Here is a 20,568-nt window from a genome sequence, read left to right on the forward strand (position 1 = left end):
CGCACGAAACCGCAGGTGCGGAGGTCCGGAATCGCCATCTGGCACACTATTGGCTATCGGTTCCGCCCGGTATTGCCGCCAGTGCGGACCGGCCCGTATGCGGGGTTCGCTACGCTTGACGATGCCATGACCAGGACAGCCGACCCCGCAGCGCGTGAGCTCCGCACCCGACTGGCGAACCTCACCCTCCGCGACGAATACCGGCTGCGCCGCAAGCTCGAGCGCGCCCGCGGCAAGGAACTCACGGGGCTCGCCGCCGACATCGAGGCCGCCGAACTGCGGGTCGAGGCCCGGCGCGCGGCGGTCCCGTCGATCCGTTTCCCCGAGCAGCTGCCGGTCACCCAGCGCCGCGAGGACATCGCCGCGGCCATCGCCGAGCACCAGGTGGTAATCGTGGCCGGCGAGACCGGCTCCGGCAAGACCACCCAGATTCCGAAGATCTGCCTGGAACTGGGACGCGGCATCCGCGGCACCATCGGCCACACCCAGCCGCGCCGGCTGGCCGCGCGGACGGTCGCCGAGCGCATCGCCGAGGAACTCGGCACCGAACTCGGTGACGTCGTCGGCTACACGGTGCGTTTCACCGACCACGCCTCGGACCGCACGCTGGTCAAACTGATGACCGACGGCATCCTGCTCGCCGAGATCCAGCGCGACCGGCTCCTGCGCCGCTACGACACGATCATCATCGACGAGGCGCACGAACGCAGTCTCAACATCGACTTCCTGCTCGGCTACCTCAAGCAGTTGCTGCCGCGGCGCCCGGACCTGAAGGTGATCATCACCTCCGCCACCATCGACCCGGAGCTGTTCGCGCGCCACTTCGCCGACGAGCACGGCACGCCCGCGCCGATCGTCGAGGTGTCCGGCCGGTCGTTCCCGGTGGAGATCCGGTACCGCCCGCTGTCCCTGGAACTGCCCGCCGCCACCGACGAGGACGACGAGGACACCCGGGTCGTGGATCGCGACCCGGTCGACGCCATCGGCGACGCGGTGCGGGAACTGTTCGACGAGGGCGACGGCGATGTCCTGGTGTTCCTCTCGGGCGAACGCGAGATTCGCGACACCGCCGACGCGCTGCGCGATCTACGGCTTGCCCGCACCGAGATCGTCCCGCTCTACGCGCGGCTGTCGGCGGCCGAACAGCACCGGGTGTTCCAGCCGCACACCGGCAGACGAGTCGTGCTGGCCACCAACGTGGCCGAGACCTCGCTGACGGTGCCGGGCATCCGCTACGTCATCGATCCGGGCACCGCGCGCATCTCCCGCTACTCGATGCGCACCAAGGTGCAGCGCCTGCCGATCGAGGAGATCTCGCAGGCTTCGGCCCGTCAGCGCTCCGGGCGCTGCGGCCGCGTCGCGGACGGCATCGCGATCCGGCTGTACTCCGAGGAGGATTTCGAGGCCCGGCCCGCGTTCACCGAGCCGGAGATCCTGCGCACCAATCTGGCGGCGGTCATCCTGCAGATGACAGCGCTGGGCCTCGGCGACATCGAGCAGTTCCCGTTCGTCGAGGCTCCGGACAAGCGCGCGATCCGCGACGGCATCGCGCTGCTCGAGGAACTGGGTGCGCTCGGCCGCGCCCGGGACGCGAAAACGCCCGCACCACAGCCGGATACGGCCGAGGCGAAGCCGACGGCCGACAGCACGCTGGTGCTCACCGCGATCGGGCGCGAGATGGCGCAGATCCCGGTCGATCCGCGCATGGCGCGCATGCTGGTGCAGGCCCAGCGCGACGGCTGCCTGGCCGAGGTGCTGATCATCGTGGCGGCGCTGTCGATCCAGGATGTGCGCGAGCGCCCCGCCGACCAGCAGCAGGCCGCCGACACCAAACACGCCCGATTCGTGGTGGAGGGCTCGGATTTCCTGGCCTACCTACGGCTCTGGGACTATCTGACCGAGCAGCGCAAGTCGTTGTCGTCCAACCAGTTCCGCCGCATGTGCCGCGAGGAGTTCCTGCACTACCTGCGGATCCGGGAATGGCAGGATCTGCACGGGCAGCTGCGCACGATCACCCGCGGCCTGGGCTGGTCGGCGGAGAGCGCGTCGAAGGAAGACGCCGCGCAAGGCGCGCCCGCCGAGGCCGGATCGGGGCGCCGGGACAGTTCCGCCCAGGACGGCCGCCGATCGGGCGGCCGCGGTCGCGGGGGGCGCGGGAAGAAGGAGAGCCCGGCTGTCGGCGATTCCGCCGACCTGCCCTGGGACGCCACCGCGATCCACCAGTCGCTGCTCGCGGGCATGCTCTCCCACCTGGGTGTGCGCGAGGCCGAATCCCGGGAATTCCTGGGCGCCCGCAACGCCAAGTTCATGATCTTCCCCGGCTCCTCGCTGGCCAAGAAACCGCCGCGCTGGGTGATGGCGGCCGAACTGGTCGAGACCTCCCGGCTCTGGGGCCGCATGGCGGCCCGGGTGGAACCGGAATGGGCCGAGCAGCTCGCCGGGGATCTGGTGAAACGGACCTACTCCGAGCCGCACTGGTCGTCCAAGCGCGGCGCGGCGCGGGCCTACGAACGGGTGACCCTGTACGGCATCCCGCTGGTGGTGAGCCGGCCGGTCGACTACGGCCGCATCGATCCCGAGCTCTCGCGCGAACTGTTCCTGCGGCACGCCCTGGTGCAGGGCGAGTGGCAGACCCACCACGAGTTCTTCCACCGCAATCGCGAACTCCTCGACGACGTCGCCGATCTGGAGCACCGCGCCCGCCGCCGCGACATCCTCGTCGACGACGAGGTGCTGTTCGAGTTCTACGATCAGCGCGTCCCCGCCGACATCGTCTCGGTCCGGCACTTCGACAGCTGGTGGAAGAGCGCCAAGCGCAAAGACCCGGCGCTGCTGGAGTTCTCGAAATCGACGGTCGTCAACGACGACGCCGCGCCGCTGGATCCGACCGCTTTCCCCGACGCCTGGCGGCAGGGCGAGCTGAGTTTCCCGCTCACCTACCAGTTCGAGCCCGGCCAGGACGACGACGGCGTCACCGTCCGCATCCCGGTCGAGCAGCTCGCGCACGTGCGCCCGGTCGGCTTCGACTGGCTGGTGCCCGGCATGCGGGAGGAGCTGGCCGCCGCGCTGATCAAGACATTGCCGAAAACCCTGCGCCGCCAAGTGGTTCCGGCTCCGGATTTCGCCGCGGCCGCGCTCGCCGCGTTGACCGCGCGCGCCGAACCGCTGCGCACCGGCCTGGCCCGGGAGCTCTCGCGCCTGGGCTCGATCACCATCGGCCCGGCCGATCTGGACCCGGACGCCCTGCCCGACCACCTGCGCATGACCTTCGCCGCCGTCGACGCCACGGGCCGGGTGCTGGCCAAGGGCAAGAGCCTGACCAGATTGAAATCGCAGCTCGCCGAACAGGTTTCGGAATCGGTGGCGCGCGCGACCGCGGGCGCCGAGCGGGCCGCGAGCACCGTGTGGACCTCGGAGTCGCTGGGCACGGTGGAGTCGACCGTGCGCCGCGAGGTGGCGGGACAGACCGTCACCGGCTATCCCGCGCTGGTGCCCGAGGGCGAAGGCGTCGCCGTACGGGTGCTCTCCTCACCGGCCGAGCAGGCCGCCGCCATGCGCGCGGGCACCAGACGCCTGGTACTGCACGCGATCCCGACCTCGCCCCGCACCGTGACCGCCGGCCTGCCGCCGGCGGACCGCCTCGCGCTGAGCCAGAACCCCTACGGCTCGCTCGACGCGCTCGTCGAGGACTGCCGGGCCGCGGCCGCCGACGCGTTGATCACCGCCGCGGGCGGCCCCGTCCACGATCCGCAGCGGTTCGACGCGCTGGTCGCCGCCATCCGGCCGCAGCTGTCCACCGTCGTCGCCCGGCTGGTCCGGCTCGTCGTCCCGATTCTGGCCGCCGCGCACCGTGTTTCGGGGGCGCTGGCCGAGACCCGGGAGTCCGACATCGCCGAGGACGTGCGGCACCAGCTCGACGAACTGGTCTTCCCCGGCTTCATCGCCGAGTTCGGCGAGGCCCGGCTGCGGGAGTTGCCGCGCTACCTGCGGGCCGCGGCCGCGCGACTGGAGGCGTTGCCGTCCTCGGCGGCCCGCGACCGCCAAGGCATGGTCGAGGTGGATCGAGCCCTGGCCGCCTACGATCGGCTGCTCGCCGCGCTGCCCGAACACCGCCGCACCGCCGCGGACGTCGCCGAGATCTGGTGGATGATCGAGGAATTGCGGGTCAGCCTGTTCGCGCAGAAGCTGGGCACCCCCTACCCGGTCTCGGTCAAGCGCGTCGAGAAGGCGATCTCCGCGATCCGCCGCTGAGCGCGGACACGGACGAGCGAACCGCCGGGCACTGTGCGCCCGGCGGTTCGTGTCCGGTGCGTCAGTCGGCGCGCGCCGCCTCGGCTCGGGCGGTGCGCATGTCCTGGATCTCGCGTTCGAAATCGTCGGCGGAGGTGAAGGAGCGGTAGACCGAGGCGAAACGCAGGTAGGCCACCTCGTCCAGATCGCGCAGCGGCCCGAGGATGGCCAGACCCACCTCGTGGCTGGGCACCTCGGGAGATCCCTTGGCGCGCACCGCGTCCTCGACCTGCTGGGCCAGCAGGCCCAGGGCGTCGTCGTCGACCTCGCGCCCTTGGCAGGCCCGGCGCACGCCGCGAACGACCTTCTCACGGCTGAACGGTTCGGTCACGCCACTGCGTTTGACCACGGAGAGGATTGCCGTCTCGACGGTGGTGAACCGGCGGCCGCAATTCGGGCAGGAGCGCCGACGGCGGATGGCCGCGCCTTCCTCGGCCTCGCGCGAGTCGACCACCCGCGAGTCAGGGTGCCGGCAATACGGGCAATGCATCCGGGAGATCCTTCGTCGATGCCATAGTTCTTCGAGGATACTCGGCGGCTACCACCGATTCCGCCCGGTGGCTACTCCACCACTGCCCACTGCTGAGTCATATCGGAGATCAACTCCGGGATGCGGGCGATGGCCCGGCCCCGGGCGAGCTTGTTCCAGAAGGATTCGCCGAGCACCGCGGCGGCCAGCGCCGGGTTGGATTCCATCTCGATGTGGCGCGGATTCAGGTCCCCCATGATGTAGGTCCAGCGGTCCTCGCGGTCGGCCCAGTTGAACGCGGGCAGCGGCGTGCGCAGGCTCAGGGTGCGGCCGGCGACGTCGGCGGCGACGACCGCCGGGCGGAAGGAGCCCGGGGCGCGCACACCCGGCACCGCCGGCTTGCCTGCGACGGTGCTGACGTAGGTGAGCACCCGGCCCATCGCGCCGCGCCCGGCGGCGGTCTCGTCCCACTGATCGGCGACGACGTGGTTCTGTTCGCGATCGGTCATCCGCACGAGCGCGTCGATGGCGCCGTCGCGGGTGCCCGAGGCGATGGACTGCCAAGCGGTGCGGATGCTCTCGTCGATCACTCCGGCGCGCAGCAGCTCGTCGATGCCCGCCATGCCCGCGGCGATATAGGCCTCGTGCATCGGGACCAGGTCGGTGAAGATGTGCCGCTGCATGATCATCAGCCGGGTCTGGTACCAGGTGACATCGGCGGCGCTGAGCCGTGCGCCCTCGGCGGCCAGCAGCCGGATGTCGGCGGGCACCTTCGCCACCAGTTCGGGCGGGGTGGCGCGCAGCAGGTCGGCCACGGCGGTGCCGAGCTGGTGGAGGCCCGGCAGGTCCAGGATGACCCCGGCGTCGCCGAGATCGAAGAAGCCCGAGGCGAAGGAGCCGCCCGCGATGCCGGCCAGCCCGGCCCACCAGAATTCGGGATGCTGGGTGGTCAGCCGTAGATAGTTGACGTACACCTGGTTGAAGGTGCGTTCGTTGGCGGCCACGCCGCGGGTGGGATCCCAAGCGGCCAGGTCGATTCCCGCGTTGCGGGTGGCGAGGACCAGCCAGTACTGGTGCAGCAGGGTGGCATAGCGGGGCGGGGCGACGCCGTCGGCCCGCGCCTGGTCCAGCGCGGTGCGCAGAGCCAATTCGTCCAGCGGCAGTGCGGGATTCAGGCCGCCGCCCGTGACGCCGTCACCGTTGACGGCGGGCAGGTCGAGATAGGCGGCGTAGCCGGGCTCGGCCTGGACGGCGGGCATGGCACCGATTCCGAGCAGCAGGCAGGTGAGCAGCACGGCGAGCCGGGCCAGGGTACGGACCGTGCGTCCGGCGGTGGGGTGCGTCATCGCGTGTAATTCCGAAATCGATCGTGGCAGGAACTGCCTCAGACACGTTGTTCAGCACCGTAGCAACGTGTTCTCATTCCCGATCGAGAATTCCGGCCACCGCCGCGCAACACGCCTCTCGCGCACTGGATCCGCTATCGGACCTGGCCCGGCTCGGACACCGGAAGCTGTTCCACTACCACCGGCGTGGTGGCGGGCTGCACCCCGAAGCTGCCGGCACGCCACTGCGCCAGCAGGATCAGCGAGGTGACCGCCAGCGCGCTCAGCAGCGCCGCCACCGCGAGCACGGCGAAACCGACCTGCGCCTCGAGCACCCGGGTGTCCAGCGGGTGCGCGCCCTGCGGCGGATGCGCGGCCGCGGAGCGCGCCGCGCCGGGCCGGGCGGCCGGAGCCGCGCCGCCGGGGCGGCCATCGCGCGGGCGGCGCTCGGCGAGCGGGCGGGGCGCGGAATCCAGCGCGCGCGAGCCGATCCGGAGCGAGCGCCGCACCAGCGGCACGGGGACCGGGGCGGGCAGCTCGACGAGCAGCGGGGCGGGCTCGACCGGGACCAGGCCGAGTTCGTGGAAGGCGGGGGATGTGGTTTCGCGGATCGCTGTGCTCATCGGACGAACCTCCGTGGTGGGTGCTGAGGAGACGCGCTATTCGATCATGCGTTCGAAGAACTGATGTTCGATTTCTACCACGCGGCACCGACAAAGTCAGCAGGAAACACGACTCAGGTCGAACAGGTGTTTGAAACATCGGCGTCACCGGTCTAAATTCAAGAGGCGACATTCGACACTGCAGGAAGGCGGGTTCCGGTGAGCCACACAGACGACACGGGCGAGGAGAGCGGAGTCGCTACCGAACAGCCCCTGACCGGGGCAGATCTCACCGTGCGTCAGCGCAAGGTCCTGGAGGTCATCCGCACCTCGGTGAGCGAGCGCGGCTATCCGCCGAGCATCCGCGAGATCGGTGACGCCGTCGGGCTCACCTCCACGTCCTCGGTTGCCCATCAATTACGGGCACTCGAACGCAAGGGCTATTTACGACGCGACCCGAATCGCCCGCGCGCCGTGGATGTTCGCGGCCTGGACGATACGGTGCGCTCGGTGACGAGCCTGCACAGCGCCGACCACGATCACGACGCCGCCGACGCCGGCCGTCCCACACCGACTTTCGTGCCGGTCCTGGGCCGGATCGCCGCCGGTGGCCCGATCCTGGCCGAGCAGGCGGTCGAGGATGTCTTCCCGCTGCCGCGCGAATTGGTCGGCGACGGTTCGCTGTTCCTGTTGAAGGTGGTCGGCCAGTCGATGATCGACGCCGCGATCTGCGACGGTGACTGGGTGGTGGTCCGTCAGCAGAACGTGGCCGACAACGGCGAGATCGTGGCCGCCATGATCGAAGGCGAGGCCACCGTGAAGACGTTCAAGCGCACCGGGAACGATGTCTGGCTGCTGCCGCACAACCCGTTGTTCGAGCCGATCCCGGGTAACAACGCCCGCATCCTCGGCAAGGTCGTCACGGTCATCCGCAAGGTGTAGCGCGCTCCGGGGGCGGCGGATTCGCCGTCCCCGGCCCGGTTCCGGGCCATCCGGCGATCATCCACTCCAGCAACGAATTACGATTCCTTAGTCATGACGCTCGATCACGACCTGCCCAGCCCCCTCACCCCTGCTCCCGAGGCGATTGCCCAGCTCATCGCCCAATGGGTGGCGCTGTTCAACGCGGGCGATCTCGCCGCGCTCGATCTGCTCTACGAACCGGACGCGGTGGTGATTCCGGCGCCCGGACAGGTGGCCGGCGAGGCGGAGCGCTCGGCGGCGCTCGCCCATATGGTGAGTTTCGGCGTGCCGATGACGGCGCGGATCCGCCAGTGCTACACGGTCGTCAATGTGGCGCTGCTGCTGGTCGATTGGACGATGCGCGGCATCGCCGCCGACGGCACCGCCGTCGATCTGTCCGGCACCGCCACCGACGTGGTACGCCGCGGCAGCGACGGGCAATGGCGCTACCTCATCGACAATCCGTCCGGCAGCTGAGCGCCACGCCGCGGTCCGGACACGCGCGATGGCGGGCGGGATGTCGCGCAGCACCGGCAGGGCGGTGAACGACGGCGCGGCGAGCCACGGCCGCGGCGCCGCCGTCGCGGTGGCCCGGAACGGCGCGAGCTCCCGTTCCGGGCGGCGCGAACTAGGGAATCAGAAGCGTGTAAAGGAAGCCATGGACTGCGCCGACGATGCTGCCGATGAGGTGGGGAATCATCGTGAACCTTCCTTCTGTTTAGTTGCCCTACATGACGATCCTCGCCGGACCTACCGAACCGGCCTTGCCGCCGGGTGCGACGGCATCGGATTCGACAAGTTATTCGGCGTGCTGCGGCTCGAGGATGGGCGGCGGCGCGGTCAGCAGCGCGGCGACCGATTCCGGCGTCCAGCGCAGCTCGGCGCCGGGCCGGGAACCGAGGTATCCGGCGATGTCGGCGGTGCTCCAGCCGTGCGTGGCCCGCAGCCCGGCGGCCAGGTGCCGCAGGTAGGCCGGAGCCGGCGGGTTGCCGGGTAGATCGCGGTAGCGCCAGGGCGCGGTGAAGGTGAGCACCGGATCGCCGTCGTGCCGGCCCGCGCACACGACGGTCTCGTAGCGGCCGGGGCCCAGCGTCGCCCGGCCGCGGGCGAGTACCTCGGTGAGATCCAGATCCGGGCCGGGCACGCGGTACATCTCCTGCTCGTAGATGTCGCTGAACTGCGACACGGTGAGCAGGTGCGCGGCGACCGCGGTCTCCCCCGGCACGTGCGGGTCGTAGAAGGCGCGGCCGCCGGTCCAGGTGAGCGACTCGGTGGCGAAATACAGTACGCCGGGCAGCAGCAGCGGCACCGAGCGCACCGGATCGGCCGGATCCCGGCAGCCCGGCAGGGTCAGCGCGCCGCCCGCCGGGCGACCGCCGCGCAGATAGCAGCGCAGCCGGTGCCGGTGCATGTTCGACCCGTAGGAGGCGTACCAGATCCGCACCCAGCCATGGTGCGTCGAGACCTAGGCTCCTGTCACGGCCACCGGGCGCACCGCGGGATCACGGGCGACCGAGCGCACGATTTCCCCGGAGCGCACCGCGACATTCGACAGCAGCGACGACGAGATGCCGTGGCTGTGCTCGGTGCCGCCCTGCAGGTAGATCCCACCGGACAGCGCCGGCGAAGTGACCAGCCGGTAGTCACGCGCGACCCGCGGCCCCTCGGGGTCGGTGACCACCGTGTCGGCCAGGTCGCCGAGCAGCGTGCGCAGGTCGATCGGACGGAATCCGGTGGCGCAGACCACCGCGTCGCAGCGCAGTTCCTCGGTCAGCCCGGTCGGCTCGTGCTGCACCGTGACGGTGACGCCGTCACCGGTGTCGGCCAGGGTCAGGGCGCGGGAGGCGCCGTGCATGAACAGCCGGCGCGGCCCGCTGACCCGCTCGGCGTACTCGCGCGCGTAGAGCTCCTCGATCAGCGGCAGATCCACCGCCGAATAGTTGGTGCCGCGGTGGTAGTTCATCAGCCGGCGCCGGAATTCCGGTGTGGCGGAGTGGTAGTCGTCGACCGCGGCCGGGTCGAAGATGCGGTTGGCGTAGGGGCTGTCGTCGGAGGGACTGAAGCCGTACTTCGCGAACACCGCGTGCACCGCGGCGTCGGGGTAGGTGGTGTGCAGATACTGCACCACCTCGGCCGCGCTCTGCCCCGCGCCGAGCACCAGGAAACGCTGGTGCGCACGGGCCGGCAACTCGGCCAGCCGGGGTAGCAGTTGGTGGTTGTGGAAGATCCGCGGGCCCGCGCTGACTCCGGCCGGGAGCTGTGGCGAGAGTCCGCCCGCGACAACGATATTGCGCGCGCGCAGCACGCCCGCCTCGCGGCCGGCCAGCTGGATCTCGAAGCACTCGCCGGTGTCGGTGATCGCCTCGGCACTGGTGCCGTAGGCGACATCGGCCGCGACCGTGCCCGCCGCCCAATCCAGGTAGTCGTGGAACTCCACCCGGGTCGGGAAGAAGGTCTGGTGGTTGATGAAGTCGTTGAGCCGGCCGCGTTCGGCCAGGTAGCTCAGGAAGGTGTAGCGGCTGTGCACATTGCGCTGCGTCGCCAGGTCCTTGAGGAAGGAGATCTGCATCGTCGCGCCGGGCAGCAGCATGCCGGGGTGCCAGCCGAAGCGCTCTTTGCGTTCGACGAAGCGCGCGGTCAGGGCCGCCGCGCTACTGCGGTTCTCGTTGAACTCCGCGAGCGCGATGGCCAGCGCGAGGTTCGACGGACCGTAGCCGATTCCGGCGATATCGACGATCTCCTCGGAGCGCGTCATCACGCGGCCTCGGGGGTGACCACATCCAGCCACACGCCGAGCACCGGCTCCGCGGCCAGGGTGACGAAGTCGATCTGCTCCGCGCCCGCGGCGCGCCAGCGCTCGACCAGCGACATCAGCCGCACCGAGTCCAAGCCCGCGTCCAGCAGATTGGTGTCCGCGCCCAGGTCCTCCGGTCGCAGGTCGAGCGCGGCGGCGATATCGGCGAGCACGCCCTGCCGGCTCAGTGTGTCCACCGATCCCGCCGCCTCTGCCGTCTGCCGACCCCCACTGGCCTCGTTCATGCGACTCCTAGATCCAGCGGCTGGACTCCTTGCCCAGCCCGTCCAACATTTGTTTAGGCTACACTAACTTCTACCATATTGGTCGTTTACCGGGATAGGCTGTTCATCGCCTCAGGGGGCCGGTCGCGCACGGAAAGGCAACGCCATCAACATCTTCAGCCCGGCACGCAGCGAGAACACCGCGGCCAGCATCCCCTCGGCGGCAGCGTTCGTCCTGTCCCGGCCACATGCCACCGTGCAGGCCGCCGGACAGGCCGCGACCTATCCGAACGCCGAACAGGCCGCCGCCGCACTGCGATCGGGCACCGCCGACCACATCGTCGGCGCCCTGCCCTTCGATCCGGCCGCGCCCGCCGCGCTCTGGGCCCCCACCACGGTCACCGTGACCGACGGCCCGCTGGGCAGCACCGGCGCACCGCTGCCGCGCATCACCGTCGAGACCGCGATTCCGCAAGCCGCGCAGCATCTTCAGCGCCTGCGCACGCTGATCGCCACCCTCGCCGACACCGGGAACGCCCTGGACAAGGTGGTCCTGGCCCGCGCTCTGCGGCTGACCGCCACCGCACCGGTCGCCGCCGCGCAGATCCTGGACCGGCTGGTCGCCGGCGACGCCTTCGGCAACGGTTTCAGCGTCGACCTGACCGCCGCCGGCCCGGACTACGCCGGCAAGACCCTGGTCGGCGCGACTCCGGAGGTGCTGGTCCGGCGCAGCGGCGAGGTGGTCACCTGCCATCCGCTGGCCGGCAGCGCGCCGCGCCACCCCGACCGGGCCCGGGACCGGGAAACCGCCGCCGCCCTGCTGGATTCGCCGAAGAACCTGCGCGAGCACGCGTTCGTGATCGACCAGGTGCGCGCCGCGCTGACCCCGCTGTGCAGCGAGGTCGTCATTCCCGAGGTCCCCGAGCTCACCAGCACCCCGAAGCTGTGGCACCTGGGCACGCCGATCACCGCGGTCGTGCGCGACCCGGCCATCACGGCGCTGGACCTGGCGCTGGCCATGCATCCGACCCCGGCCGTCTGCGGTACGCCCACCGCCGCGGCGCGCGAACTCATCACCGAACTCGAGGGCGACCGCGGCTTCTACGCCGGAGCCGTCGGCTGGGCCGCGGCCGACGGCGACGGCGAATGGATGGTCAGTATTCGCTGCGCGGAATTGTCCGCCGACGGCCGCTCGATTCTGGCCTACGCGGGCGGCGGGATTGTCGCCGAATCCGACCCGGAAGCCGAGCTGGCCGAAACCACAACGAAATTCGGGACAATGCTCGCAGCACTGGGCGCGACCGAACACTGATTTCCGGGCGCGGGCATCCGGCGGACACGCCGAATGTTTCCGCCGGCGCCGCGTGCGCAGGGCGAATTCGCCGGGTGCGCCTATGATCGACCCTGTTCAACAGCGTCGGGCATAGCAAGGAGAAATTGCCAGTGAGTCGGTCGCCGGGCGCTGCCGAAAAGGTGACGGCGCCACCACGCGCGGCCGTGGGGCGTTCCTGGTTGGAGATACTGCCGTGGCTCGGCGCACATCGCGCCGGGCCGTCGCTGCTCGGCGAGAACGAACTCATTCCGAATGCGTGGATGTCCACTCCGGCCGGCGCCGGGGTGCCGCCGGAATACCTCGGCGAGGTTTGTCGCCGGATCGCGGCGGTTTTCCTGGAGCAGCACCGGGATACCCGGTTGGCCGAAGCATTTCCGTTCGCTTTCCCGGCCGTCGATTTCGACGATTTGCGGCTGCCCGCGAAAGTACGGATCGCCTTGGCGGAACGGGCGAGCACGGCGGCCCTGGGCGGGCTCACACCCCGAGAACTGGCCGCGCTGCCGGGCATCGGACCGGCCGCCCGCGCCGAGATCGCCGCCGCGCTGGTGCGTTGTTCGCTGCCCGCGCAGGCCGCCGCGCCCGCCGTCGCGGAGCTGACGGCCTTCCTCGGCGAGCTTGGCGAGCGCGACCGGTTCCTGCTCACCGCGCGGGTGCTGGCCGCGCGGCCGATGACGCTGGTCAATTGCGGTCTGGAACTGGGCATCTCACGGGAACGGGTGAACCAGCTCGACAGTCGCCTGCGCACCCGCGTCAGCACCATGTTCCGCACCTCGGCCGAGTTGCGCCGCGCCGCCGACGTGCTCGCCGCCGCCGCGCGGCCGATGGCCGCGCTCGCGCGCGTCTGCGGGGCCGAGCCCGATCTCGCCGCGCCGGTCCCCGAGCTGGGGCTGTGCCTGTGGCAGGTGCTGATCCGCCTCGACGATCGCGTCGAGGTCGTCGACGACTGGATCGTCGACACCTCCCCCGAGGCCGCCCGCCAGCGCGTACGCAAGATCCTGACCGTCGCCGCGACCCCGGAGGGCCTGGTCGACATCACCACCGCGGCGGCGGCTTTCGACCTCCCGGTGGCCGAGACCGAGCAGGCGCTGGGCTACCTCGGCTACCGCCTGGTCGACGGACATGTGCTGACCCGCTCCGGATCGGTGCACGACGCGATCGCCGCGGTGCTCGCCCTGGCGGGCGAACCGCTGACGGTGGCCGAGATCCAGGCGGCGGTGGTGCCGAGCCGATCGGTGTCGAGCATTCGCAACGCGATGGTCGCCGACGACCGGTTCGGCAAGTCCGATCGCACCCGCTGGGGCCTGACCCGCTGGGGCACCCGCTATGTGCCGATCCATCGCCAGATCGGGCAGATCCTGGACGCGAACGGCGGGCGGATCGATCTGGACGAGCTGGTGCGGCAGGTCACGCGCAGCTTCGACGTCCGCGAGGTCAGCGTCCGAACCTATGCCGCCACCGGCGAATACGTCACCACCGCCGGGGTGGTGACCCGGCGCGAGCGCAGCTACGCACCGCGCAAGTCCCCGGCCAAGACCCGCGGGCTCTACCGCGAGGGCGCGGTGTTCCGCTGGCGCACCACGATCGCGGCGGCCCACGTGAAGGGGTCGGCGTTCAATCTGCCCTCGGCGCTGGCGGGCCTGATCGGGGTCGGACCGAACCATCCGGTGGAATTGGCGAGCCGGCTCGGTCCGCAGTCGGTGCTGTGGGTCTCGGTGCAGGCGCGCAGCGGCACCATCAAGCGCTTCGTCGACGAGCTGGGGCTGTCGGTGGGCGATGAGGTGTTCCTCGAATTCACGCCCGGCACCGCGGGTTTGCGCTTCGACGTGGTGCCGGTGGCCGAGCCGGCCGGCGGCGACAAGCTGCGCCGCGCCCTGGCCGCGACCGGTCATTCCGCGGCGGCCCGGCTGCCCAAGGGACAGTTGCGGGCCGAGCTCGCGGAGGCGGTGTGGCTACCCGCAGCGACGGACCTGCCCGCGCTCGGCGCGGCCCTGCGGGCGCGTGGGGAAACGCAGCTCGCGGATCTCGTCGCGGGCTGACCCGGATTCGGCCGACCAGCGGCCGAACAGCGGCTCCACGCGCGGGCCCTCGGGCGGGGGCGGCGCGGCGCCGTCCACGATGTCGGCGTGCACCAGCACCGAGGCGGTGTGCCAGTGCTCGGCGGACTCGGTCCGGCCGGGCAGGCACAGGGTGGCGCCGGAGACCAGTGTCGCCGTGGCGGCCAGAAAGCCCTCGAACTCACCGAGTTCGGAGCCCAGCGCCACGGTGTCGTCGGCGCCGATGCCCCATTGCCGGGCCATCGCCTGCGCCGTGTCGGCGAGGACCGCGGTGTCGACGGCCCGGCAGCCGGAGCCTTCCGGCGTGCAGAAGGCGAAGCCGGCGGCCGCCTCGGCGCGCCCGGCGGGCCCGGGTAGGCCGAGCAGGGTGTACTCACCGGCCACCGACACCATCGGCGGGTCCTCGAGCCCGGCCACGTCCTCGACGATGTGGTCGTCACCGAGGTGGCCGAGCACCCAGTGCGCGCCCGCGACACGCAGCTTGCGTTCGGTGAGCGCGCACGTCTCGCGGATGTCGAGCGGGATGGCGACCGCGCCCGCGTAATTCACCGCGAGCGCGGCGAGCAGGGCCGGGTAGCCGAACCGCATGTAGATCGAGACCCGGTCGCCGCCGCGCACGCCCGCCGCCCGCAGTTCCCCGGCCAGCAGTTCCACGGCTTCGGCGAGCAGGTCATAGGTGTGCAGGCAGTCGTCGTCGAGAATCGCGGCGCGGTCGAAGGAGTCGGTGAACCCCTCGACGGCCTGCGCGATTCGCGTAATCATCGGCACTGCTGCTGTCACCTCGCGTATTCGGAACCGGAGACCTTTCCGGCCGGAAAGGTAAGGAAACCCTAACCATACGGCGGCGCATTTGGGAAAAAGTGACTCGCGTCACCCCATGGATCAGGCCGCCTGCACCTGGCGCAGGCTCATCTCCAGTTCGTCCGTGGTGGCCACCACGCCGCAGCGCCGGGCCACGTAGTTCAGCGCCATCAGATGATCCTCGCGGGTGAAATCCGCGGTCGCGTCCAGCGCGAAGAACGGCCGCACATCGCTCATGAACGCCTCCGCCGCGCTGAGCATGCACCCCATGTGCGCGTAGACGCCGGTGATGATCAGCTGATCGCGCTGATAGTGGCTGAGCAGCTCGCGCAGATCGGTGCGCTGGAACGCCGAGTAGCGCCACTTGGTGACCTGGATGTCGGAGGGGCCGGGCGCCAGCTCCGGCACCACCTCGGCCTGCGGCCCGGTCTCCAGACCCGACCCCCAGAAGTCGGCCAGGATGCCGCGACGAGAGGGGTGCTGGTCGCCGGGCTGCATGGTGAAGATCACCGGAATGCCCGCCACCGTGCAGAATTGGCGTAGTCGGCGGATATTGGCCAGCGCCGTGGCCATCGGCTCCTGATCGGTGCGGTACGCGTCGATGAAGTAGCGCTGCATGTCGTGGATCAGCAGCGCCGCGCGCGAGGGATCCAGCGACCAGGGCACCCGGTTGTCCTCGACCTCGTCGGGCGCGGGCAGGGAATACGGTGCGATCGGCGGGATGGCCAAAACAGGATCCTCTCGTGGACAGACTCGGGTTCCGCGGGCCGGAGCGGATCCGGCGGAACGGTTTTCGACGGGCTTCTACATGTCGAGGGTGGCGCCGCCGTCGACCCGCAGGTCGTGCAGCGTGATGTGCCGCGCCGCCGGCGAGGCCAGGAAGTACGCGGCCTCGGCGACGTCCTCCGGAAGACCGATGCGGCGCAACGGGATTCCGGCGCGGTAGCGATCGGGATCGCCGGCGATGATGCGTTCGCGGGCGATCGCGGCGAGTTCGTCGGACTCACCGTGCATGCCGCGCAGCATGGGTGTGTCGGTGGAGCCGGGCGAGACCAGATTCACCCGGACGCCCTGGGCGGCCACTTCGAGACCGAGCGAGCGGGCGAAGGCGGCGGCCGCCGCCTTGGAGGCGCCGTAGGCCGCCATGCCCGCGCGCGGGGTGCTGGCGGCATTGGAGGTGACCACGACGATCGCGCCGCCGCCGTTGGCGGCCATCGCGGTCGCGGCCTGGCGGGTCACGTTCATCGTTCCGGTGGCGTTCACACTCAGGCACCGATCCCATTGCGCCGCGGTGAGATCCGCGGCGTCGCCGGTCTCCAGCACGCCGGCGGCGTGCACCACCACCGCGACCGGGCCGATGGCCCGGGCGGCGTCGGCGAAGGCCCCGGCGACCGCGTCGGCGTCGGACACGTCGACGCGGGCCGCGTGCCCGACGAAATCACCTTGCTCGGCACGGATTTCGGTGCGCACCCGGAAGACGGCGGGATCGGTGTCCCACAGCGATACCGGAGCCGAGCGCGCCGCGAACAATTCCGCGACCGCACGACCGATCCCTGCCGCCGCTCCGGTGACGACGACCGGACCACACGCTTTCCAGCTCTGCGACATAAGGTTAGCCTATACTGACCTTCTCTCGAATGACAATGCTCGATGGAAGGGCTCGAAGTTGGACTCCCCACTCCCCGGCTACACCCCGTGGCCGCCCGCCGAAGCCGAGCTCTACCGCTCGCTCGGCTACTGGACCGGCGAAACCTTCAGCGACCTGCTGGCCGCGCGCGCCGCGAGCCGCCCGGACGCCGTGGCCGTCGTCGACGCCGACACTCGCTGGACCTACGCCGAACTGCAAACGCGGGCACGAGAACTGGCGACCGGGTTCGCCGAGCTGGGCATCCGGCCGCGGGATCGGGTGCTGGTGCAGCTGCCCAACATCGCCGAGTTCGTCGAGGTGATCTTCGGGTTGTTCCAGGCCGGGGCGCTGCCGGTGTTCTGCCTGCCCGCGCACCGCCAAGCCGAGCTGGTCCCGATCGCGCAGGCCAGCGCGGCCGTGGCGATCATCACCTGCCACCGGCATCAGCTCTTCGATCACGCGGCGCTCGCCGGCACCGTGCGGGGCCAGGCGCCGACGCTCGACCACGTGATCGTGGTGCCCGATCGTGGAGCCGAGGCCCCCGCGGACACCGTGAGCCTGCACGACTTGCGCCGCACGCCCGGCGAATTCCCGGCCCTGGACGCCTCCGAGGTGGCTTTCCTGCAGCTGTCCGGCGGCAGCACCGGCATCCCGAAGCTCATTCCGCGCACCCACGACGACTACCTCTACAGCGTCCGGCGCAGCGCCGAGCTCTGCGCGCTGGACACCGATTCGGTCTACCTCGCGGCGTTGCCGGTGGCGCACAACTTCCCGATGAGCTCGCCGGGCATCCTCGGCGCGCTGTGGGCGGGCGGCACCGTCGCGCTGGCGTCCGACCCCACTCCCAGCACCGCGTTCGCGGCGATCGAGCGCTTCGGTGTCACCATCACCGGCCTGGTGCCCCCGCTCGCCCGGGTCTGGGCCGAGCGCGCCGAAGCCGGTACCCCGCATGATCTTTCGACGCTGCGGGTGCTGCTGGTGGGCGGCGCGCGCTGCCCGGACGAGCTGGCCCGCCGGATCGGGCCCGCGCTGGGAGTCACGGTGCAGCAAGTCTTCGGCATGGCCGAGGGGCTGGTCTGCTACACCCGCCTCGACGATCCCGAGGAGGTGATCGTGGGCACCCAGGGCCGGCCGATGTCGGACCTGGATCAGGTGGCAGTCGTGGACGCCGCCTGCGAGCCGGTCGCGCCGGGCGCGGACGGGATGCTGATCACCAAGGGGCCGTACACGATTCGCGGCTACTACAACAACGAGGAAGCCAACGCGCGCTCGTTCACCCCGGACGGGTGGTACCGGACCGGCGACGTGGTCGCCCTGCGCCCCGACGGCAATCTGGTTGTCAAGGGCCGCGACGGCGACCGGGTCAACCGCGGTGGCGAGAAGGTCTCGGCCGAGGAACTCGAAGAGCACCTGCTCGAGCACCCCGCCGTGCGCGATGTGGCGATCGTCTCGGTGCCCGATCCCGCGCTGGGCGAACGCACCTGCGCGTTCGTGCTGGCCACCGATCCGGCCGCCGCGCCGACCCTGGCCGAGCTGCGCCGCTTCGTCCGCGAGCGCGGGGTCGCCGCGTGGAAGCTGCCGGACCTGGTCGAGGTCGTCGACAGCTTCCCGGAGACCGGGGTCGGCAAGACCAGCCGGCGGGCGCTGCGCGCGGCGCTGTCCGAGCGCGCCAACCGCTGACCAGCGTCCCGGCAAGCACGTCGGCCGGGACCCGCTCTCGGCCCTGCATTTGCAGGGCGCGATATCCGGGTCCCGGCCGAAGTCGTTCCGGGGCAGTGGTTTCGCTCAGACCTTCGCGGTCGTCGGCGCCGTCGCGGCGCGGACCGCGCCCAGACTCGCGAACAGGATCGCGGCCACGGCCGCGACGAGGACGCCGTAGACCAGCAGGGCGATATCGGGCGCGAAGTACTGGCCCAGGATGCCCGCGGTCATCGAGCCGAGCGCGGTGCCCGCCACGGCCTGGATCAGCCACAGGCTCGAGACCCGCCCGCGCAGTTCATCGGGCGTGCCGTGCTGCAGGACGGCGAACCGGAAGATGTCGTTGACCGCGCGGGCCAGGCCGTATCCGGCCATGCCGAGGAAGGCCACCACCACCGCGCCGGCCGCCACGCTTCCGGCGCCGCCCATGACGAGGAAGCCGATCGGCAGCGCCGCCATCGACGCCAGCAGGGCCAGGCCGCTGCGGCGCACGCCGCCGGTCCAGCCGCTGGTCAGGGTGCCCACGACCGCGCCGACCGCGGGAGCGCCGTAGAGCAGGCCCAGTGTCGCGGGGCCCGCGTGCAGCACCTGGTCGACGAACGCGGGCAGCAGCACCGTCGGGCCGCTGGCCAGCATCACCACCAGGCCGACGATCAGGACACCGCGAATCGTGCGCTCCCCCATGGCGAACCGCAGCCCGGTCCGCAGCGCCTGCAACGGCGTCTCGCGGGCCTGCTCCGGCGGCGCGGCCGGGCCGACCTCCTGGAACAGGGTGACCGTCACCGCGGTTGCGGCGGCGGCCACGAAGTAGGTGACCGAGACCCCGCCCGCGGCGATCACCACACCGGCCAGCGCGGGGGTGATCATGGTGCCCAGATCGGTGGTCAGGGTGACCAGCGCGCCCGCCGCGGCCATCTTGTCGCGGCCCACCAGCGCGGGCGTGAGCGCCATCAGCGCGGTGCTGCTCACCCCGCCGGCCAGGCCGTCGATGCCGGCGGCGGCGTAGATCACCCACACCGCCGGATGGTCGAGCGTCGCGTTGACGCCGAGCACCACGAAGCCCAATCCCGCTGCGGTGCGCGACCATTGGATGGTGCGCCGCCGATCGAAGCGATCGGCGAGCACGCCGCCGGCCAGGCTGCCGGCGAACATCGCCGCCGCCAGCACCACCGAGACGCCGGCCACGTGCAGATTCGACCGGGTGAGCTGATACATCTGGGCCGGTACAGCGACGATCAGCAGTCCGATGCCGAGCAGCGAGATCAGCCGCGCGGCAAAGGCGTACCGGAACGCGCGGCTGGATCGCAGCGGCGCGAGATCGATGACCAGCCCACCCAGCCTGCTCATGCGAAACGCTTCGCGATGAGATCGAGGGTAGCCATCACGCCGTCGTAGTCCGGGCGGTAGCTGGTGGCAGGCAGTTCGTAGAGCGAATTACCCTTGAACGAGGGCAGATTCGCATACACCTGATCCTGCTTGAGCTGCTCGACCGAGCGTCCGCCCACCGGCAGCACGAACGCCTGCGGCGCGTCGGCGGCCTTGCCCAGCAGTTCCGGGCTGACGGCGAAGGAGTCACCGGAGCCGAACAGCTTCGGGTTGCCGGCCTTGGCGAGCACGTCGTCGGCCTTGAAGCCGAGTTCGGTCAGCAGCGCGGGCAGCGCCGCCGTCGGCGGGACCAGGTAGGGCTCGTTGCTGGGCAGCGAGAGCAGCACCGCGAAGTTGCCGGCGGGCACCTTGATCGAGCCCTTCACCTTCGCGACCTTGTCCCGGTAGGCGGCGGTGAGCGCCTCGACCTTGTCCGAGCGGCCGGCGGCGTCGGCGACCTGGCGCAGCTGTTCCTGCCACGCCGCGACCGTCTTGGGCACCAGGATGGTCGGCGCGATGACGGCCAGCTTGTCGTAGAGCTTCTCGGCCTGCACGGCCGTGATGCCCTGGCCGCCACCGATGATCAGGTCCGGCGCGGCAGCGGCGACGGCTTCGATATTGAGTTCCTCGCCGGCGGGCAGCTGCTTGGTGCCCTGCTCCTTGGCCTTGGCCGCCCACGAGGGCGGGAACCCGCCGTCGAAGTTGGTGACGCCGAGCACGCGGGTGTCGGTGGCCGCCACCGGGGCGTCGAGCGCGTACAGGTAGCCGGCCAGGCCACCGCTGAGCACCACGATCCGCTTGGCCTGGGCGGGCACCGTCACCGGGCCGCGCTCGGTCTGGATGACGCGGGTGGCGCCGTCCGCGGACGCCGAATCGGTGTCCGAGCCGCAGCCGATCAACGCCGTCAGCGCCGCCAGCAGCAGCGCCACCAGCGCGGCGATCCGCCGCGGGCGACGGCCGGACAGCCTGGTCGATGAACTCATTTCTCTCCTAGTTGTGCTCGGCCGGGTGGCCGATGGGTAA

The 20,568-nt window shown here is 71.0% G+C and carries 17 protein-coding genes; 6 read left to right on the forward strand and 11 right to left on the reverse strand.

Annotated features, from left to right (window positions below; genetic code table 11):
• Window positions 1–126: 126 nt before the first annotated feature.
• The gene (gene hrpA / locus AB0I43_RS21540; RefSeq protein WP_356975356.1) at window positions 127–4,251 is read left to right on the forward strand and encodes an ATP-dependent RNA helicase HrpA; all 4,125 of its coding nucleotides are present in this window, start codon (window positions 127–129) and stop codon (window positions 4,249–4,251) included.
• 61 nt (window positions 4,252–4,312) lie between these two features.
• Here hrpA and nrdR read toward each other — a convergent pair whose 3' ends face one another.
• The 3 genes from nrdR to AB0I43_RS21555 all read right to left on the reverse strand — a co-directional run bounded on the left by nrdR (window position 4,313) and on the right by AB0I43_RS21555 (window position 6,707).
• Window positions 4,313–4,780, reverse strand: coding sequence for a transcriptional regulator NrdR (gene nrdR, locus AB0I43_RS21545; protein ID WP_356975355.1), 468 nt, complete (start codon window positions 4,778–4,780; stop codon window positions 4,313–4,315).
• Between the two features lie 71 nt (window positions 4,781–4,851).
• Window positions 4,852–6,105 (reverse strand): hypothetical protein, encoded by a 1,254-nt coding sequence (locus tag AB0I43_RS21550; RefSeq protein ID WP_356975354.1) that lies wholly within the window; start codon window positions 6,103–6,105, stop codon window positions 4,852–4,854.
• A 134-nt stretch (window positions 6,106–6,239) separates the two neighbouring features.
• On the reverse strand, window positions 6,240–6,707 hold the full coding sequence (locus tag AB0I43_RS21555) for a hypothetical protein (RefSeq protein ID WP_356975353.1): 468 nt from the start codon (window positions 6,705–6,707) through the stop codon (window positions 6,240–6,242).
• Between the two features lie 252 nt (window positions 6,708–6,959).
• Between AB0I43_RS21555 and lexA the strand changes: the two genes are divergently transcribed.
• Window positions 6,960–7,628, forward strand: coding sequence for a transcriptional repressor LexA (lexA, locus tag AB0I43_RS21560; protein WP_356975786.1), 669 nt, complete (start codon window positions 6,960–6,962; stop codon window positions 7,626–7,628).
• A gap of 93 nt (window positions 7,629–7,721) precedes the next feature.
• Entirely contained in the window at window positions 7,722–8,126 is a 405-nt protein-coding gene (locus tag AB0I43_RS21565; protein ID WP_356975351.1) for a DUF4440 domain-containing protein, read from the forward strand.
• A gap of 322 nt (window positions 8,127–8,448) precedes the next feature.
• On the opposite strand, the gene AB0I43_RS21570 is transcribed toward AB0I43_RS21565, so the two are convergent.
• Genes AB0I43_RS21570 through AB0I43_RS21580 form a run of 3 tightly spaced genes read right to left on the reverse strand, consistent with a single transcriptional unit; the run spans window position 8,449 to window position 10,640 of the window.
• Window positions 8,449–9,093 carry a histone deacetylase gene (locus tag AB0I43_RS21570; RefSeq protein ID WP_356975349.1) on the reverse strand — a complete coding sequence of 215 codons (645 nt, stop codon included), beginning with the start codon at window positions 9,091–9,093 and terminating at the stop codon, window positions 8,449–8,451.
• Window positions 9,094–9,114: 21 nt separating this feature from the next.
• On the reverse strand, window positions 9,115–10,404 hold the full coding sequence (locus tag AB0I43_RS21575) for a SidA/IucD/PvdA family monooxygenase (protein ID WP_356975347.1): 1,290 nt from the start codon (window positions 10,402–10,404) through the stop codon (window positions 9,115–9,117).
• Entirely contained in the window at window positions 10,404–10,640 is a 237-nt protein-coding gene (locus AB0I43_RS21580) for a phosphopantetheine-binding protein (RefSeq protein WP_356975346.1), read from the reverse strand. Before AB0I43_RS21580 ends, AB0I43_RS21575 begins: the two co-directional genes overlap by 1 nt.
• A gap of 283 nt (window positions 10,641–10,923) precedes the next feature.
• On the opposite strand from AB0I43_RS21580, the gene AB0I43_RS21585 reads away from it, so the two are divergent.
• Window positions 10,924–11,979: an isochorismate synthase gene (locus tag AB0I43_RS21585; protein ID WP_356975344.1), complete on the forward strand. Its 1,056-nt coding sequence runs from the start codon at window positions 10,924–10,926 to the stop codon at window positions 11,977–11,979.
• Window positions 11,980–12,110: 131 nt separating this feature from the next.
• Window positions 12,111–14,036: a hypothetical protein gene (locus tag AB0I43_RS21590; protein ID WP_356975342.1), complete on the forward strand. Its 1,926-nt coding sequence runs from the start codon at window positions 12,111–12,113 to the stop codon at window positions 14,034–14,036.
• Here the strand turns inward: AB0I43_RS21590 and AB0I43_RS21595 are convergent.
• From AB0I43_RS21595 to AB0I43_RS21605, 3 genes are all read right to left on the reverse strand, one after another.
• Entirely contained in the window at window positions 13,950–14,816 is an 867-nt protein-coding gene (locus AB0I43_RS21595) for an AMP-binding protein (RefSeq protein WP_356975340.1), read from the reverse strand. The two genes, AB0I43_RS21590 and AB0I43_RS21595, sit on opposite strands and share 87 nt — an antisense overlap.
• A gap of 120 nt (window positions 14,817–14,936) precedes the next feature.
• Window positions 14,937–15,584, reverse strand: coding sequence for an isochorismatase family protein (locus AB0I43_RS21600; protein ID WP_356975338.1), 648 nt, complete (start codon window positions 15,582–15,584; stop codon window positions 14,937–14,939).
• Window positions 15,585–15,659: 75 nt separating this feature from the next.
• Window positions 15,660–16,463: an SDR family oxidoreductase gene (locus tag AB0I43_RS21605; RefSeq protein WP_356975336.1), complete on the reverse strand. Its 804-nt coding sequence runs from the start codon at window positions 16,461–16,463 to the stop codon at window positions 15,660–15,662.
• 58 nt (window positions 16,464–16,521) lie between these two features.
• Here AB0I43_RS21605 and AB0I43_RS21610 point away from each other — a divergent pair, with 58 nt between their 5' ends.
• Window positions 16,522–18,162 carry an AMP-binding protein gene (locus tag AB0I43_RS21610; RefSeq protein WP_357432585.1) on the forward strand — a complete coding sequence of 547 codons (1,641 nt, stop codon included), beginning with the start codon at window positions 16,522–16,524 and terminating at the stop codon, window positions 18,160–18,162.
• 105 nt (window positions 18,163–18,267) lie between these two features.
• Here the strand turns inward: AB0I43_RS21610 and entS are convergent, their stop codons facing one another.
• Both entS and AB0I43_RS21620 read right to left on the reverse strand, forming a co-directional pair.
• The gene (entS, locus tag AB0I43_RS21615) at window positions 18,268–19,527 is read right to left on the reverse strand and encodes an enterobactin transporter EntS (RefSeq protein WP_356975332.1); all 1,260 of its coding nucleotides are present in this window, start codon (window positions 19,525–19,527) and stop codon (window positions 18,268–18,270) included.
• Window positions 19,524–20,528 (reverse strand): ABC transporter substrate-binding protein, encoded by a 1,005-nt coding sequence (locus AB0I43_RS21620; protein ID WP_356975330.1) that lies wholly within the window; start codon window positions 20,526–20,528, stop codon window positions 19,524–19,526. The genes entS and AB0I43_RS21620 overlap by 4 nt, the downstream gene beginning before the upstream one ends.
• Between the last annotated feature and the right edge of the window lie 40 nt (window positions 20,529–20,568).

It is taken from the genome of Nocardia sp. NPDC050435 (assembly GCF_040655395.1).
Taxonomy (GTDB): Bacteria; Actinomycetota; Actinomycetes; order Mycobacteriales; family Mycobacteriaceae; genus Nocardia.